The organism is Pseudomonas sp. R45(2017) (genome assembly GCF_002112305.1).
Lineage (GTDB): Bacteria > Pseudomonadota > Gammaproteobacteria > Pseudomonadales > Pseudomonadaceae > Aquipseudomonas > Aquipseudomonas paraglycinae.
In genome coordinates this window covers 254,139-269,424 of the sequence record NZ_NEHH01000009.1, presented here as the reverse complement: position 1 = coordinate 269,424, position 15,286 = coordinate 254,139, and the positions used below count along the sequence as shown (strand labels likewise).

General features: G+C 59.9%; 17 protein-coding genes. 5 read left to right on the top strand and 12 right to left on the bottom strand.

What is annotated here, in order from left to right; genetic code table 11:
* Window positions 1–105: 105 nt before the first annotated feature.
* The gene (locus CAF74_RS21845) at window positions 106–660 is read left to right on the top strand and encodes a GspH/FimT family pseudopilin (protein WP_085747716.1); all 555 of its coding nucleotides are present in this window, start codon (window positions 106–108) and stop codon (window positions 658–660) included.
* Here CAF74_RS21845 and ispH read toward each other — a convergent pair.
* The 6 genes from ispH to murJ form a co-directional block, all read right to left on the bottom strand.
* The gene (gene ispH, locus CAF74_RS21840) at window positions 632–1,576 is read right to left on the bottom strand and encodes a 4-hydroxy-3-methylbut-2-enyl diphosphate reductase (protein WP_038361699.1); all 945 of its coding nucleotides are present in this window, start codon (window positions 1,574–1,576) and stop codon (window positions 632–634) included. The two genes, CAF74_RS21845 and ispH, sit on opposite strands and share 29 nt — an antisense overlap.
* Before the next feature lie 75 nt (window positions 1,577–1,651).
* Window positions 1,652–2,089 (bottom strand): FKBP-type peptidyl-prolyl cis-trans isomerase, encoded by a 438-nt coding sequence (fkpB, locus tag CAF74_RS21835; protein ID WP_173892710.1) that lies wholly within the window; start codon window positions 2,087–2,089, stop codon window positions 1,652–1,654.
* A gap of 7 nt (window positions 2,090–2,096) precedes the next feature.
* Complete coding sequence (lspA, locus tag CAF74_RS21830) at window positions 2,097–2,609, bottom strand: signal peptidase II (RefSeq protein WP_074691487.1); 513 nt, start codon at window positions 2,607–2,609, stop codon at window positions 2,097–2,099.
* Window positions 2,602–5,433, bottom strand: a complete 2,832-nt coding sequence (gene ileS / locus CAF74_RS21825; protein WP_085747714.1) for an isoleucine--tRNA ligase — start codon at window positions 5,431–5,433, stop codon at window positions 2,602–2,604. Before ileS ends, lspA begins: the two co-directional genes overlap by 8 nt.
* A 13-nt stretch (window positions 5,434–5,446) precedes the next feature.
* Window positions 5,447–6,385: a bifunctional riboflavin kinase/FAD synthetase gene (ribF, locus tag CAF74_RS21820; RefSeq protein WP_085747713.1), complete on the bottom strand. Its 939-nt coding sequence runs from the start codon at window positions 6,383–6,385 to the stop codon at window positions 5,447–5,449.
* Window positions 6,386–6,514: 129 nt separating this feature from the next.
* Window positions 6,515–8,053, bottom strand: coding sequence for a murein biosynthesis integral membrane protein MurJ (gene murJ / locus CAF74_RS21815; RefSeq protein WP_085747712.1), 1,539 nt, complete (start codon window positions 8,051–8,053; stop codon window positions 6,515–6,517).
* Window positions 8,054–8,305: 252 nt separating this feature from the next.
* Here murJ and rpsT point away from each other — a divergent pair, with 252 nt between their 5' ends.
* Window positions 8,306–8,578 carry a 30S ribosomal protein S20 gene (rpsT, locus tag CAF74_RS21805; protein ID WP_003228351.1) on the top strand — a complete coding sequence of 91 codons (273 nt, stop codon included), beginning with the start codon at window positions 8,306–8,308 and terminating at the stop codon, window positions 8,576–8,578.
* Window positions 8,579–8,701: 123 nt separating this feature from the next.
* On the opposite strand, the gene CAF74_RS21800 is transcribed toward rpsT, so the two are convergent.
* The 5 genes from CAF74_RS21800 to rplU all read right to left on the bottom strand — a co-directional run bounded on the left by CAF74_RS21800 (window position 8,702) and on the right by rplU (window position 12,451).
* Complete coding sequence (locus tag CAF74_RS21800) at window positions 8,702–9,166, bottom strand: CreA family protein (RefSeq protein ID WP_085747711.1); 465 nt, start codon at window positions 9,164–9,166, stop codon at window positions 8,702–8,704.
* Between the two features lie 10 nt (window positions 9,167–9,176).
* The gene (proB, locus tag CAF74_RS21795; protein ID WP_045121906.1) at window positions 9,177–10,295 is read right to left on the bottom strand and encodes a glutamate 5-kinase; all 1,119 of its coding nucleotides are present in this window, start codon (window positions 10,293–10,295) and stop codon (window positions 9,177–9,179) included.
* A 134-nt stretch (window positions 10,296–10,429) separates the two neighbouring features.
* The gene (gene cgtA, locus CAF74_RS21790) at window positions 10,430–11,653 is read right to left on the bottom strand and encodes an Obg family GTPase CgtA (protein WP_085747710.1); all 1,224 of its coding nucleotides are present in this window, start codon (window positions 11,651–11,653) and stop codon (window positions 10,430–10,432) included.
* A gap of 193 nt (window positions 11,654–11,846) precedes the next feature.
* A complete protein-coding gene (gene rpmA, locus CAF74_RS21785; RefSeq protein WP_003228360.1) occupies window positions 11,847–12,104 on the bottom strand; it encodes a 50S ribosomal protein L27 in 258 nt (85 codons plus the stop codon).
* A 35-nt stretch (window positions 12,105–12,139) separates the two neighbouring features.
* Window positions 12,140–12,451, bottom strand: coding sequence for a 50S ribosomal protein L21 (gene rplU, locus CAF74_RS21780; RefSeq protein ID WP_003228361.1), 312 nt, complete (start codon window positions 12,449–12,451; stop codon window positions 12,140–12,142).
* Window positions 12,452–12,692: 241 nt separating this feature from the next.
* Between rplU and CAF74_RS21775 the strand changes: the two genes are divergently transcribed.
* The 3 genes from CAF74_RS21775 (at window position 12,693) to CAF74_RS21765 (ending at window position 14,592) form a co-directional block, all read left to right on the top strand.
* A complete protein-coding gene (locus CAF74_RS21775; RefSeq protein ID WP_007950962.1) occupies window positions 12,693–13,661 on the top strand; it encodes a polyprenyl synthetase family protein in 969 nt (322 codons plus the stop codon).
* Window positions 13,662–13,785: 124 nt separating this feature from the next.
* Window positions 13,786–14,127 carry a zinc ribbon domain-containing protein YjdM gene (locus CAF74_RS21770; RefSeq protein WP_007950963.1) on the top strand — a complete coding sequence of 114 codons (342 nt, stop codon included), beginning with the start codon at window positions 13,786–13,788 and terminating at the stop codon, window positions 14,125–14,127.
* Window positions 14,128–14,334: 207 nt separating this feature from the next.
* Window positions 14,335–14,592 (top strand): hypothetical protein, encoded by a 258-nt coding sequence (locus tag CAF74_RS21765; RefSeq protein ID WP_007950964.1) that lies wholly within the window; start codon window positions 14,335–14,337, stop codon window positions 14,590–14,592.
* 49 nt (window positions 14,593–14,641) lie between these two features.
* On the opposite strand, the gene CAF74_RS21760 is transcribed toward CAF74_RS21765, so the two are convergent.
* On the bottom strand, window positions 14,642–15,259 hold the full coding sequence (locus CAF74_RS21760) for an FKBP-type peptidyl-prolyl cis-trans isomerase (protein WP_007950965.1): 618 nt from the start codon (window positions 15,257–15,259) through the stop codon (window positions 14,642–14,644).
* Window positions 15,260–15,286: the final 27 nt, after the last annotated feature.

Below are 15,286 nucleotides of genomic sequence, written 5' to 3'. Positions count from 1 at the left end.
CTATACCTGTACAAACCTAGAACATTCGACCGGCATGCGCCGGTTGATTTACCGCGTGCGGCGCACGGATTGCGCCGCCGTGCACAATCCAGGGAGGAGGCGCACATGCCGCAACAGGGTTTCAGTCTGGTCGAACTGCTTATGGGACTGGCGATCGGCGCAATTGTTCTGTCGCTGGTCAGTCCGGCGCTGGCGGACTTCACCGAATCAAACCGGCGGCAGCAGGCCGCGCAGTCTTTGCTCGACGGGATTCGTAATGCCCGGACCATGGCCATCACGCGCAATCAGAGCGTGGTGATTCATGGCATCAACGGTGATTGGGGTCAGGGCTGGCGGATCATTCTGGATATCAGCGGAAAGGGTCCGGTAGATGCCGGTAATCCATTGCTGATCGAGCAGGCGAGTGACGGACGGATACCGATTGTCGGCAACTGGCTGGTGAGCCGCTACATACGCTTCAGCAGCCTGGGCCAGCCACTGGTGCCGGATCGGAAGTTTCAGGCGGGGACGTTACATCTATGCTCGGCTCGCGAGCCGGTCAGCCGGCTCCAGGTGGTGCTGGCAGCAACCGGTCGCGTACGCCTGACCAGCCAAAAGACTGAACAGGCGTTATGCCGAAAGGATAAAGCGATCAGATCGAGCGAACGCGCAGCTCTTTAGGCATCGAGAACGTGATGTTCTCCTCACGCCCGGCCAGTTCGTCGGCGCCGGTGGCGCCCCAGGCCTGCAACTGCTGAATCACGCCACGCACCAGTACTTCCGGAGCGGAGGCGCCGGCGGTGATGCCGATACGCTCGACACCGTCGAACCAGCTTTTTTGCAGGTCTTCGGCGCCATCAATCAGGTAGGCCGGCGTGGCCATGCGCTCGGCCAGTTCACGCAGGCGGTTGGAGTTGGAGCTGTTCGGGCTGCCGACCACCAACACCACGTCGCATTCGTCGGCCAATTGCTTGACCGCGTCCTGACGGTTTTGTGTGGCGTAGCAGATATCGTCCTTGCGCGGCCCGCCAATAGCCGGGAAACGCGTACGCAGCGCATCGATGACACGGCTGGTGTCATCCATGGACAACGTGGTCTGGGTGACGAAGGCGAGTTTTTCAGGGTTGTGCACCTGCAACTCGGCGACATCCTTCTCGTCTTCGACGAGGTAGATCGCGCCGCCATTGCTGGCGTCGTACTGGCCCATGGTGCCTTCGACTTCCGGGTGACCGGCGTGGCCGATCAGGATGCACTCGCGACCGTCGCGGCTGTATTTCGCGACTTCGATATGCACCTTGGTCACCAGCGGGCAGGTGGCGTCGAACACTTTCAGGCCACGGCCGGCGGCTTCGGTGCGCACGGCTTGCGAAACGCCGTGGGCACTGAAGATCACGATCACGTCGTCCGGTACCTGATCGAGCTCTTCGACGAAGATCGCGCCACGACTGCGCAGGTCTTCGACCACGAACTTGTTGTGCACCACTTCATGACGCACATAGATCGGCGGCCCGAAAACCTCCAGGGCGCGGTTGACGATTTCGATCGCCCGGTCCACGCCGGCGCAGAAGCCACGGGGGTTGGCGAGTTTGATTTGCATGCGGTGCCTCGTGTCTTGCGCGCGAAAGATTGGATCATTACAGGAGCCGGTCAGCCGGCTCCTGAAGAACAGCAATTACAGCGCTTTGACGGAGAAGATTTCCACGTCAAAGGTCAGCGTCTTGCCGGCCAGCGGGTGGTTGAAGTCGACGGTCACTTGCGCGTCGTCGAACTCTTTCACCACACCCGGCAGCTCAGTATTGGCCGCATCGTTGAAGATCACCAGCAGACCCGGCGACAGTTCCATGTCCGCGAACTGCGAACGCGGAATGATCTGTACGTTTTGCGGGTTTGGCTGGCCGAATGCGTTTTCCGGTTCAATGGTCAGGGTACGCTTGTCGCCGGCCTTGAAGCCGAACAACGCCGCCTCGAAGCCCGGCAGCAGGTTGCCGTCGCCGACCTTGAAGGTCGCCGGGGCTTTGTCGAAGGTGCTGTCGACTGTGTCGCCGTTCTCCAGGCGCAATGCAAAGTGCAAGGTGACTTCCGTGTTCTGGCCGATGCGTTGCTCAGCCAATACCTGTTCAGTCATGAACGGTTTCTCCGGATTTCTTGGTTTTGAACATGTCCAGTGCCAGCATCACCGCGCCAACGGTGATGGCGCTGTCGGCGAAGTTGAACGCCGGGAAGTACCAGCGGTTCTGCCAGTGCACCAGAATGAAGTCGATCACATGGCCCAGGGCAATGCGGTCATAAAGGTTGCCCAGTGCGCCGCCCAGAACCAGCGCCAGCGCAATGGCCAGCCAGGTTTCGTTGCGGCCCAGGCGCTTGAGCCAGACCACCAGCACCGCACTGACCGCAATCGCGATCAGGGCGAACAGCCAGCGCTGCCAGCCAGAGCTGTCCGCGAGGAAGCTGAAGGCAGCGCCGGTGTTGTAGGCCAGTGTCCAGCTGAAGTAATCAGGGATGATCACAATCTGCTGAAACATCTCGAGCTTGCCTTCGAAGTAGAACTTGCTGGCCTGGTCAATGACCAGAACCAGCAAGCTCAACCAGAGCCAGCTCAGCCGTCCGAAACGGCCAACGGCATTAGGCATAGTGACGAACCTCGCCGGCGCCATCGATGTTGTCCACGCAACGGCCGCAGATTTCCGGATGCTCCGGGTTCACGCCGACGTCTTCGCGGCAGTGCCAGCAACGGGCACATTTCGGGAAGGCGGACTTGACGATCTTCAGCTTCAGGCCGCTGACTTCGGTGGCCACGGCGTCGGCCGGAGCCTGCACGAACGGCGCAACAGTGGCAGTCGAAGTGATCAGGACAAAGCGCAGCTCGTTGCTCAGCTTGGCCAGGTCGGCGGTCAGCGCGTCTTCGGCGAACAGCGTCACTTCGGCTTGCAGGTTGCCACCGACGGCCTTGGCCGCGCGCTGGATTTCCATCTCTTTGTTGACCGCCACCTTCACTTCCATGATGCGATCCCAGTACTCGCGACCCAGCTCGAAGCCTTCCGGCAACTCGGTCAGGCCTTCGTACCAGGTGTTGAGCATCACCGATTCGTTGCGCTCGCCCGGCAGGTATTGCCACAGCTCGTCGGCGGTGAACGCCAGGATCGGCGCGATCCAGCGCACCAGCGCTTCGGAGATGTGGAACAGCGCGGTCTGGCACGAACGACGGGCCTTGCTGTCGGCGCCGGTGGTGTACTGGCGATCCTTGATGATGTCCAGGTAGAAACCACCCAGCTCCTGCACGCAGAAGTTGTGGATCTTCGAGTAGACGTTCCAGAAACGGTATTCGCCGTAGTGCTCTTGCAACTCGCGTTGCAGCAGCAGGGTGCGATCCACCGCCCAGCGATCCAGCGCCAGCATGTCTTCGGCCGGCAGCAGGTCGGTGGCCGGGTTGAAACCGGTCAGGTTGGAAAGCAGGAAGCGTGCGGTGTTACGGATACGACGGTAGGCATCCGCACTGCGTTGCAGGATCTGCTCGGACACGGCCATCTCGCCCGAGTAGTCGGTCGACGCGACCCACAGACGCATGATGTCGGCGCCCAGGGTGTCGTTGACTTTCTGCGGCGCGATCACGTTGCCCAGGGACTTGGACATCTTGCGGCCGGACTCGTCCACGGTGAAACCGTGGGTCAGCAGCTCGCGGTACGGCGCGTGGTTGTCGATGGCGCAACCGGTCAGCAAGGACGAGTGGAACCAGCCACGGTGCTGGTCCGAACCTTCCAGGTACAGGTCGGCACGCGGGCCGGTCTCGTGGCCCATCGGGTGCGAACCGCGCAGGACGTGCCAGTGCGTGGTGCCCGAGTCGAACCAGACGTCGAGGGTGTCGCTGATCTTGTCGTACTGCGGCGCTTCATCGCCCAGCAGTTCGGCCGCGTCGAGTTTGAACCAGGCTTCGATGCCTTCGACTTCAACGCGCTTGGCGACTTCTTCCATCAGCTCGACGGTGCGTGGGTGCAGCTCGCCGCTTTCCTTGTTCAGGAAGAACGGGATCGGCACGCCCCAGTTGCGCTGACGGGAGATGCACCAGTCCGGACGGTTGGCGATCATCGAGTGCAGGCGCGCCTGGCCCCAGGCCGGGACGAACTTGGTGTCTTCGATGGCTTTGAGCGAGCGCACGCGCAGGGTGTCGCCGGATACCGGCTCCTTGTCCATGCCGATGAACCACTGCGCGGTGGCGCGGTAGATCAGCGGGGTCTTGTGGCGCCAGCAGTGCATGTAGCTGTGTTCGATGACAGTGGTGTGCAGCAGCGCACCGACTTCGGTGAGTTTTTCAACGATGGCCGGGTTGGCTTTCCAGATGAACTGGCCGCCGAAGAATTCCAGCGACGGCACGTAAACGCCGTTGCTTTGTACCGGGTTGAGGATGTCGTCGTTGACCATGCCGTATTTCTTGCAGGTCACGAAGTCGTCCACGCCGTAGGCCGGGGCGGAGTGAACCACGCCGGTGCCGGCGCCCAGTTCCACGTAGTCGGCCAGGTACACCGGCGACAGACGGTCATAGAACGGGTGACGGAAATTGATCAGTTCCAGCGCCGAACCCGGTGCGGTGGCCAATACGGTGCCTTCGACGCCGTAACGGGTCAGGCAGGATTCGACCAGTTCTTCAGCCAGCACCAGCAGCTTGTCGCCGATGTCGACCAGGGCGTAGGTGAACTCCGGGTGAACGTTGAGCGCCTGGTTCGCCGGGATGGTCCACGGGGTGGTGGTCCAGATCACGATCGAGGCCGGTTTGCCCAGGGACGGCAGACCGAATGCGGCGGCCAGTTTGGCCTCGTCAGCGATCGGGAACGCTACGTCGATGGTCGAGGACTTCTTGTTCTCGTACTCGACTTCCGCTTCGGCCAGGGCCGAACCGCAATCGAAGCACCAGTTCACAGGTTTCAAGCCCTTGAACACGAAACCGCCCTTGACGATTTCGGCGAGGGCGCGGATTTCACCGGCCTCGTTCTTGAAGTTCATGGTCTTGTACGGATTGGCGAAGTCGCCCAGCACGCCGAGGCGGATGAACTCGGTCTTCTGCCCTTCGATCTGCTCGGTGGCGTAGGCACGGCACAGTTCGCGGGTCTTGTCCGCGCCCAGGTTCTTGCCGTGGGTCACTTCGACCTTGTGCTCGATCGGCAGGCCGTGGCAATCCCAGCCCGGGACATACGGCGCGTCGAAGCCCGACAGGGTCTTCGAGCGGATGATCATGTCCTTGAGAATCTTGTTCAGTGCGTGACCGATGTGGATCGTACCGTTGGCGTACGGAGGGCCGTCGTGCAGGACGAACTTTGGACGATCCTTGCCAATCTCGCGCAACTTTCCGTACAGGCCAATACTGTCCCAGCGCTGCAGGATCTGCGGTTCGCGCTGTGGCAGGCCGGCCTTCATTGGGAAGGCGGTGTCCGGAAGGTTTAGCGTGGCTTTATAGTCGGTCATTTAAGGCTCTTCATTAGCGATGGGCGCTAGGTGCGGCTAGTGCACGGGCGGCGGCGACATCCGCGCTGATCGCCGTTTTCAATGCCTCCAGGGAGGCGAAACGCTGCTCTTCACGCAGCTTCTGGTGGAAAACCACCGTCAAACGCCGGTCATACAGATCGCCGGCAAAATCTAAAAGATGGACTTCAAGGTGGGCCTTGCCATCACCTTGGACCGTGGGCCGAACGCCGATATTGGCGACGCCGGGCCAGGTCTTGCCGTCGATGTCGACGTCGACCAGGTAAACCCCGGTGAACGGCACGCGACGGCGTTTCAGTTGAATATTCGCCGTGGGCGTACCCAGTTGACGGGCCAGTTTCTGGCCATGCAGCACGCGACCGGCAATCCGGTATCGGCGACCGAGCAAACGTTCGGCGAGCGCGAAATCGGCGGCGGCCAACGCGTTGCGCACCTGGGTGCTGCTGACACGAATGCCGTCCAGCTCGACGGTTTGCGCGGCTTCCACGGTAAAACCGTGAACCTGCCCGGCCTGCAACAGGAAATCAAAATCACCGAGACGGTCGCAACCGAAGCGGAAATCGTCACCGACCTCCAGATGCTGCACGCCGAGGCCATCGACCAGGATGGTATCGACGAACTCGCTGGCGCTGAGTTTGCTCAGGCGCTGGTTGAAGGCCAGGCACAAGACCCGGTCGACGCCTTCGGCGGCCAGCAGTTGCAGCTTGTCGCGCAACCGGGCCAGACGCGCCGGCGCGGTCTCCGGGGCAAAGAATTCCCGTGGCTGCGGCTCGAAAATCACCACGCAGCTGGGTACGCCCAACTCGAGCGCACGCTCACGCAGTCGGGCCAGAATAGCCTGGTGACCACGGTGAACACCGTCAAAGTTGCCAATAGTGGCGACGCAGCCCCGATGCTGGGGGCGCAGATTGTGGAGGCCTCGAACCAGCTGCATAACGCGCTTCTTGCTCATAAAGTGGCCGATTATAACCACACCCGACGGCCGACGACAGGCAACACCGTAACCCAAAGTGATCGATCCGACAAAACTGCCGGCTCGCGCCCGTCTTTCAAGGGTGAAACCTCAGTTCAACGCCTTGCGATTGAAGTCGCGCAGGCGGAAACCAAGCAGCAGCAACATACCGAAATAAGCGACCACGCCGGCAACCACCAACGCGCCCAGGCGCAGGAAGCGCTCCAACATGTGGCCCTGATCCCAAGCGGGCATGAAATGCATGCCGATCAACAGCACCGCCGACATCACCGCCACCGCAACCACAAGCTTGAAACCGAACTTCAACCAGCCCGGCTGCGGTTGATACATCTGCTGTTTGCGCAATTGATAGAACAGCAGCCCGGCATTCAGGCAGGCACCGGCGCTGATCGCCAACGCCAGACCGGCATGGGCCAGCGGACCGATCAGCACCAGGTTGAACAGTTGAGTAACCACCAGGGTGAAGATTGCGATTTTTACCGGCGTACGGATGTTTTGTTGCGCATAAAAGCCCGGCGCCAGCACTTTGATCACGATAATCCCGAGCAGACCGACAGAATAGGCAATCAGCGCCCGCTGCGTCATTTCCGCGTCAAAACCGCTGAACTGGCCGTACTGGAACAGCGAAACCGTCAACGGCTCGGCCAGAATCCCCAGCGCCAGCGCACACGGCAGCACCAGCACGAAGCACAGGCGCAGGCCCCAGTCGAGAATCCGCGAATATTCGTGGCGATCCTTGCTGGCGTAGGTCTTGGCCAAGGTCGGCAGCAGAATCGTGCCCAACGCCACACCCAGCACACCGGACGGCAGTTCCATCAAACGGTCGGCGTAATACATCCACGACACCGAACCCGCCACCAGGAACGAGGCGAAAATGGTGTTGATGATCAGGGAAATCTGGCTGACCGAGACGCCGATGATTGCCGGCAACATCTGCTTCATCACCCGCCAGACACCGGTATCGCGCAGGTTCAGGCGCGGCAGCACCAGCATGCCGATCTTTTTCAGGTGCGGCAGTTGATAGAGCAACTGCGCCAGACCACCAACCAGCACTGCCCAGCCGAGGGCCATGACCGGTGGATCGAAGTACGGCGTCAGGAACAGCGAAAACACGATCATGCTGACGTTGAGCAGGGTCGGCACGAATGCCGGCACCGAGAAACGGTTCCAGGTATTGAGGATCGCACCCGCCAGTGAAGACAGGGAGATCAGCAATATATAGGGGAAGGTCACTCGCAGCAGGTCGGTGGTCAGCTGGAATTTTTCCGGCGTATCGGTGAAACCCGGCGCCGTGGCCCAGATCACCCAGGGCGCGGCGATCATGCCGAGCGCGGTGACCAGCGCCAGCACTAGCGTCAGCAGGCCGGAAACGTAAGCAATAAAGGTGCGAGTTGCCTCTTCGCCCTTCTGGTTTTTATATTCGGCCAGGATCGGCACAAAAGCCTGGGAAAACGCCCCCTCGGCAAAAATCCTGCGCAGCAGATTGGGCAGTTTGAAGGCGATGAAGAAGGCGTCGGTCGCCATTCCGGCGCCGAAGGTACGGGCGATGAGCGTGTCGCGAACAAACCCGAGAATCCGGGAAAGCATCGTGATAGAGCTGACGGCGGCCAACGATTTGAGCAGATTCATTGAAGGAATGTGTGCCTGTCGATAAACAGCAGGCGAATAACGCGCCCACTTGTGCGATACTCCGCGCCGCAACAGCACAGAGCCAAAGCTCGCGAGTTTACAGGTCAAGCGCCGGAAATAAATATCCCGCCTCTTTATACCTACCACTTAGCGGAACGTCTCAAGCGCCCTTGACAAGACATCTCTTCATCGGCATGATTCGCGGCCTATTTTGTTTGCTATTTCCTAAAAAGTCTTTCGAGGAGCTCGACGGTGGCCAACTCACCTTCCGCCAAAAAACGTGCAAAACAGGCTGAGAAGCGTCGCAGCCACAACGCCAGCCTGCGTTCCATGGTTCGTACCTACATCAAGAATGTAGTTAAAGCCATCGACGCAAAAGACGCTGAAAAAGCTCAAGCTGCATACGTTCTGGCTGTGCCAGTTATCGACCGTATGGCCGATAAAGGCATCATCCACAAGAACAAGGCTGCTCGTCATAAGAGCCGCCTGAATGGCCACGTCAAGGCACTGAAAGAAGCTGCCTAAGCGACGTAGTCATTAAAAAACCGACCTCAGGGTCGGTTTTTTATTGCCTGCGATTTGCTCTGACCTCAGCAAATCACAGGCAAAAAAAAGAGGAGCCAACCGACTCCTCTTTTTTACGCGCGATTAACGAGCCGACGCCCACGGCAAAATCGGGATCGCCGTCACCGCATTCTGCGGGCTACCCTCGATCAGACGATCGCTGTAGACCAGATACACCAGCGTATTGCGCTTCTTGTCGAGGAATCGCACCACTTGCATGGTCTTGAACACCAGCGAAGTGCGCTCCTTGAACACCTCTTCGCCATCCTTCAACTCACCCTTGAAGTTGATCGGCCCGACCTGACGACAAGCAATGGACGCCTCGGCACGATCCTCTGCCAGACCCAACCCACCCTTCACACCACCCGTCTTGGCGCGCGACAGGTAGCAAGTCACACCTTCAACCTTCGGATCATCGAATGCCTCGACCACGATCCGGTCGTTGGGCCCGACAAATTTGAACACCGTCGACACCTGACCGATTTCCTCGGCCGAGGCCAGCAATGGCAGCGCCATCAACAAGCCCAACAATCCTTTTGCCATGCGCATCGCGTTTTCCTTACACCAGAATCAGGTTGTCACGGTGAACCAGTTCCGGCTCAGCCATGTAACCCAGTAAACCGACAATCGCATCAGACGACTGACCGATGATTTTTTGTGCTTCCAGCGCGCTGTAGTTGGCCAGGCCACGGGCGATCTCACGACCGTCCGGCGCCACGCAAACCACCATTTCGCCGCGACGAAAACTGCCCTGAACCAGTTTGACACCAACCGGCAGCAAGCTTTTGTTGCCCTGGGACAACGCGGAAACCGCACCATCATCCAACACCAGCGTGCCACGGGTTTGCAGATGTCCGGCCAGCCACTGCTTGCGCGCCGCGAGCATGCCGCGCTCAGGCGACAGCAACGTACCAATGCGCTCACCCGCCTTCAGACGATCAAGCACGCGCTCCAGACGCCCACCAACAATGATGGTATGCGCGCCGGAACGTGCCGCCAGCCGCGCCGCGCGCAGCTTGGTCTGCATGCCGCCACGACCCAATGCACCACCAGTACCGCCCGCCACCGCATCCAGCGTCGGATCATCGGCGCGCGCTTCGTAAATCAGTTGGGCGTCAGGGTTATTGCGCGGATCGGCGTCGAACATGCCGTCGCGATCCGTCAAGATCACCAGCAGATCGGCCTCAACCAGGTTGGCCACCAGCGCCGCGAGCGTATCGTTGTCGCCGAAACGGATTTCGTCGGTGACCACGGTGTCGTTTTCGTTGATCACCGGGATGACTTTCAGCTCGACCAACGCGCGCAAGGTACTGCGAGCGTTCAGGTAGCGCTTGCGATCGGACAGGTCGTCGTGGGTCAGGAGAATCTGCGCAGTGTGTCGGCCATGCTCGGCAAAGCTCGATTCCCAAGCCTGCACCAAGCCCATCTGGCCGATTGCGGCAGCGGCCTGGAGCTCGTGCATCGCACTGGGTCGAGCGGTCCAGCCCAAGCGACTCATGCCCGCCGCCACTGCCCCGGAGGACACCAGCACCAGCTCGACGCCGGCCTCGTGCAAAGCCACCATCTGCTCGACCCAGACACCCATTGCCGCGCGATCCAGCCCTTTGCCATCCGCCGTCAGCAAAGCGCTGCCGATCTTCACGACCCAACGCTGCGCACCTGTCACCTTGCTCCGCATCATCTTCAACCTTAGCTTGAGGGCAACGCGACCCAGCGCTGCCCGTGACGTTATTCGTGGTTATTCGTGACCAACCGATTTCCAGATACTAAAACGCCGCTCGATTGAGCGGCGCTTAAGTTTACTGCAACGAATCAGTCACGCACGTAAATGATTTCCGGACCGTCTTCGTCATCCACATCTTCTTCGTCCCAGTCATCGTCACCGATGTCGTGAACCGACTTCACGCCACTGCGACGCAGGGCACGCTTGTCGTCCAGCGCCTGCAACTGAGCACGGGCTTCGTCTTCGATGCGCTGATCGAGATCGGCCAGCTCTTCCTTGTAGGCCGGGTCATTGGCCAGGCGATCGGCACGATCCTCCAGGTAGCGCATGATGTCGCGCGTCAGGCGCTCGGTGCCTTCTTTGGCGATGGCCGAAATCACGTAGACCGGACCGGTCCACTCCAGACGATCAACGATTTCCTTGACCCGCTCCTCGTGCTCTTCTTCGAGGATCTGGTCGCACTTGTTCAGCACCAGCCAGCGATCACGCTCAGCCAGCGACGGGCTGAACTTGATCAGCTCGTTGACGATCACTTCAGCGGCGTCCGGCGCACTGCTGTCGTCCAGCGGCGCCATGTCCACGAGGTGCAGCAACAGACGAGTACGCGCCAGGTGCTTGAGGAAACGGATACCCAGACCGGCACCGTCGGAAGCGCCTTCGATCAGCCCCGGGATGTCGGCGATGACGAAGCTTTTCCAGCGATCGACGCTGACCACACCCAGGTTCGGCACCAGCGTGGTGAACGGGTAATCGGCGACTTTCGGCTTGGCAGCCGATACCGAGCGGATAAAGGTGCTTTTACCCGCGTTCGGCAGGCCCAGCAGGCCAACGTCGGCCAGAACCTTCATTTCCAGTTTCAGGTCGCGCTGCTCGCCCGGCTTGCCCGGGGTGGTCTGGCGCGGCGCACGGTTGGTACTGGATTTGAAACGGGTATTACCCAGACCGTGCCAGCCACCCTGAACCACCATCAGCTTCTGACCAGCCTTGGTCAGGTCGCCGATGACTTCCTGGGTGGCTGAGTCGATCACGGTGGTGCCGACCGGCACGCGCAGGATCAGGTCTTCACCCTTCTTGCCGGTGCAGTCGGTGCTGCCGCCGTTGGAGCCACGCTCGGCATCGAAGTGCCGGGTGTAACGGTAGTCCACCAGGGTGTTGAGGTTTTCGTCGGCCATCATGTAGATGGAACCGCCGTCACCGCCATCACCACCGTTCGGACCGCCGTTTTCAATGAATTTTTCCCGACGGAAACTCATGCAGCCATTGCCACCGTCACCAGCCTTTACGCGGATCGATACTTCATCAACAAACTTCATAACCAACGCCTCTCGCCGTACGGACGAGCCGAAAAACAATCAAGACATAAGACTCTTGCAAAAATGAGCGCAGCGACCCCAATCCACGACCTGCATCGCACGCCGGCAGCCCATACAAACAGCTTTGCAAGAGACTCACCCCACAAACGAAAAAGCCCCGTCGCAAGACAGGGCTTCTCCAGCACTCTCGCAGTTAGGCTGCGACAACGCTCACGTAACGACGACCGAAGGCGCCTTTTACTTCAAACTTGATCACGCCTTCGATTTTCGCGAAGAGGGTGTGATCCTTACCCATGCCAACGCCGTAGCCAGCGTGGAATTGGGTGCCGCGCTGACGCACGATGATGTTGCCGGCCTTGATGACCTGGCCGCCATACATCTTCACGCCAAGGCGTTTGGCTTCTGAGTCGCGACCGTTACGGGTACTACCACCAGCTTTTTTGTGTGCCATGAGTTCAATTCTCCTAGTGAGGAATTAGGCTGTAATTAAGCCTGAATACCGGTGATTTTGATCTCGGTGAACCACTGGCGGTGGCCCATACGCTTCATGTGGTGCTTACGGCGACGGAACTTGATGATGCGGACTTTATCGTGACGACCTTGGGAGATCACTTCAGCCTTGACGGTTGCGCCAGCAACAACAGGTGCGCCGATGTTCACGTCGTCGCCATTGGCGACCAACAGAACGCGGTCAAAAGTCACGGATTCGCCAGTAGCGACTTCCAGTTTTTCGATCTTCAGGTATTCACCTTCAGCGACCTTGTATTGCTTACCGCCGGTAACGATTACTGCGTACATGGTATTTCTCCGATAATCCTGCTCACCCAGCTCTTTATAAGAAGAGGTATTGGCTGGCATGGCTGCATGGGGCTGGAACGGCCCAAGTGCAATTGCGTAAGGCAGGTGCTGCCCAGGAAGTTCAGGGTGCGCGATTGTACGCAAGCCTTCGAAGTCGTGCAAGGGGCCGTCCATCGCGCCTTGACAGGCCCGGACGTGGGTCCTAGCATGCCGCGCAACCCTTCTGGAGCACCTGTCGCTGATGCAACCCCAAGCTTTCTACCGCGCGGTGGCGGACGATTTTAGCGCCGTCGACGGCATCATCAAGAAGCAGCTGACTTCCCGAGTGCCGCTGGTATCGAAAATCGGCGATTACATCACGTCGGCCGGCGGCAAACGCCTGCGTCCTTTACTGGTGCTGCTGTGTGGCAAGGCCCTGGGTCGCGAAGGCGACGACATGCGCCTGCTGGCCGCCACCATCGAATTCCTGCACACCGCCACCCTGCTGCATGACGACGTGGTCGACATGTCCGGCATGCGCCGTGGCCGTTCGACCGCCAACGCCATGTGGGGCAACGCCCCGAGCGTACTGGTCGGCGACTTCCTGTACTCGCGCTCGTTCGAGATGATGGTCGAACTGGGCTCGATGCCGGTAATGAAGATCCTGTCCCAGGCCACGCGCATCATCGCCGAAGGCGAAGTGCTGCAGCTGTCCAAGGTTCGCGACGCCAGCACCACCGAAGAAACCTACATGGAAGTGATCCGCGGCAAGACCGCGATGCTGTTCGAGGCTTCGACCCACAGCGCCGCTGCGCTGGCCGGTGCCACCGCCGAGCAGAGCGAAGCCCTGCGCACCTTCGGTGACCACCTGGGCGTGGCGTTCCAACTGGTCGACGACCTGCTCGACTACAAAGGCGACGCCGAAACCCTGGGCAAGAACGTCGGTGACGATCTGGCCGAAGGCAAGCCGACCCTGCCGCTGATCTATACCATGCGCGAAGGCACGCCAGAACAAGCCGCACTGGTACGCCAGGCGATCCAGAAAGGCGGGATCGAAGACCTGGAAAGCATCCGCATTGCCGTGGAAGCGTCCGGTTCGCTGGAATACACCGCGCAACTGGCCCGTGACTACGTGGCCCGTGCGATCAAATGCCTCGACGCACTGCCAGCCAGCGAATACCGCGATGCACTGGTTGAGCTGAGCGAATTCGCGGTCGCCCGCACGCACTGATCAACGCCGCATCATAAAAAACCGCAGCCTCCGTTGGAGCCTGCGGTTTTTTGTTGCCTGCCATCAGCGGCTAAAACCCTATACAATGTGCGACTTTTAGCGATCCCCTCTCCAAGGAGCCTTAGTGAGCACGTTGCCACCCTGCCCGAAATGCAATTCCGAATACACCTATGAAGACGGCACCCAACTGGTGTGCCCGGAGTGCGCCCACGAGTGGTCTGCCGGCGGTGAAGCCGAAGTGGCATCCGACGATGCCGTGAAAAAAGATTCGGTCGGTAACGTCCTGCAGGACGGCGACACCATCACCGTGATCAAGGACCTGAAGGTCAAGGGCACCTCGCTGGTGGTCAAGGTCGGCACCAAGGTCAAGAACATCCGCTTGTGCGATGGCGACCACGACATCGACTGCAAGATCGACGGCATCGGCCCGATGAAACTCAAATCCGAATTCGTCAGAAAAGTCTGATTCTGCTGTCTTCCATCCCGCGCCCGCCGTGGGATGGAGCTTCGCCCTCCCCCGCAATCCTCATCAAATCCTCGCGATAGCCAAACGCCAGCCGTTTTGACCTTACGCAATCTTTACCCGCAAAAAATCACAAACCGCCAATAGGCGCTTGCTATTTGACGAATAAGAATTATTCTCATTGAAACCCTTTCAATGGAGATGAGACCCATGACTTATTTGATCGACGCCTGGCTGGATCGCCCGCACCCGTACCTCAGGATCCTGCATCGGGAAACCGGTGAAGTCTGCGCCGTACTGGAAGAAGAAGCCCTGCACGAGTTGCAGGATCAAGGGGATCTGGACGTCAGCGGCCTGAGTTCCAGCGAGCCCTTGGTGCTCAAGGAGCTGGTGCGCAATCTGTTCCTGTTCTGCTATGCCCGGGCCTTGCGCCCGACCAGTGAACTGCACAACAAGATCGAAGTATGAGATCGGCGGAGAAACCCTGCACAAGCCACGCTTGTGCAGGGTAACGGGATTACAGAACGTCGAGCAGCTCGACGTCGAACACCAGAACGCTGTGCGGCGGGATGCTGCCAACGCCTTGAGCGCCGTAAGCCAGTTCGCTCGGCACGTACAGACGCCATTTGCTGCCGGCATTCATCAGTTGCAGGGCTTCGGTCCAGCCAGCGATAACGCCGCCCACCGGGAATTCAGCCGGCTGGCCACGCTCGTAGGAGCTGTCGAACACAGTGCCGTCGATCAGCGTGCCGTGGTAGTGAGTACGCACGGTGTCTTCACGGGATGGCTTGGCGCCTTCACCTTGAGTCAGCACTTCGAACTGCAGGCCGGAAGCCAGGGTGGTGATGCCTTCTTTCTTGGCGTTTTCAGCCAAAAATGCCAGGCCTTCGCCAGCGGCGGCTTCAGCCTTGGCAGCGGCTTCGGCTTGCATGATCTCGCGGATCACCTTGAAGCTGGCGGACATGGCTTCCTGGCTTACACGGCTTTCCTTACCGGCGAAGGCGTCGGTCAGGCCGGCCAGGATGGCGTCCAGGCTGACACCCGGTGGCGGGTTGTCGCGCAGCTGGTCACCCAGCTGACGGCCGATGCCGTAGCTGACGCGGGTTTCGTCGGTGGACAGATTTACTTCGGACATGACACTGCTCCGCTGTGCGGACGGCCT

Excerpts from the sequence above, each read along its gene's own strand:
- murJ (WP_085747712.1), bottom strand. The coding sequence starts at position 8,053 with ATGAATCTGCTCAAATCGTTGGCCGCCGTCAGCTCTATCACGATGCTT.
- cgtA (WP_085747710.1), bottom strand. The coding sequence starts at position 11,653 with ATGAAGTTTGTTGATGAAGTATCGATCCGCGTAAAGGCTGGTGACGGT.
- rpmA (WP_003228360.1), bottom strand. The coding sequence starts at position 12,104 with ATGGCACACAAAAAAGCTGGTGGTAGTACCCGTAACGGTCGCGACTCA.
- rplU (WP_003228361.1), bottom strand. The coding sequence starts at position 12,451 with ATGTACGCAGTAATCGTTACCGGCGGTAAGCAATACAAGGTCGCTGAA.
- CAF74_RS21800 (WP_085747711.1), bottom strand. The coding sequence starts at position 9,166 with ATGCGCATGGCAAAAGGATTGTTGGGCTTGTTGATGGCGCTGCCATTG.
- ribF (WP_085747713.1), bottom strand. The coding sequence starts at position 6,385 with ATGCAGCTGGTTCGAGGCCTCCACAATCTGCGCCCCCAGCATCGGGGC.
- CAF74_RS21765 (WP_007950964.1), top strand. The coding sequence starts at position 14,335 with ATGACTTATTTGATCGACGCCTGGCTGGATCGCCCGCACCCGTACCTC.
- ispH (WP_038361699.1), bottom strand. The coding sequence starts at position 1,576 with ATGCAAATCAAACTCGCCAACCCCCGTGGCTTCTGCGCCGGCGTGGAC.
- lspA (WP_074691487.1), bottom strand. The coding sequence starts at position 2,609 with ATGCCTAATGCCGTTGGCCGTTTCGGACGGCTGAGCTGGCTCTGGTTG.
- CAF74_RS21760 (WP_007950965.1), bottom strand. The coding sequence starts at position 15,259 with ATGTCCGAAGTAAATCTGTCCACCGACGAAACCCGCGTCAGCTACGGC.
- proB (WP_045121906.1), bottom strand. The coding sequence starts at position 10,295 with ATGCGGAGCAAGGTGACAGGTGCGCAGCGTTGGGTCGTGAAGATCGGC.
- CAF74_RS21775 (WP_007950962.1), top strand. The coding sequence starts at position 12,693 with ATGCAACCCCAAGCTTTCTACCGCGCGGTGGCGGACGATTTTAGCGCC.
- ileS (WP_085747714.1), bottom strand. The coding sequence starts at position 5,433 with ATGACCGACTATAAAGCCACGCTAAACCTTCCGGACACCGCCTTCCCA.
- CAF74_RS21845 (WP_085747716.1), top strand. The coding sequence starts at position 106 with ATGCCGCAACAGGGTTTCAGTCTGGTCGAACTGCTTATGGGACTGGCG.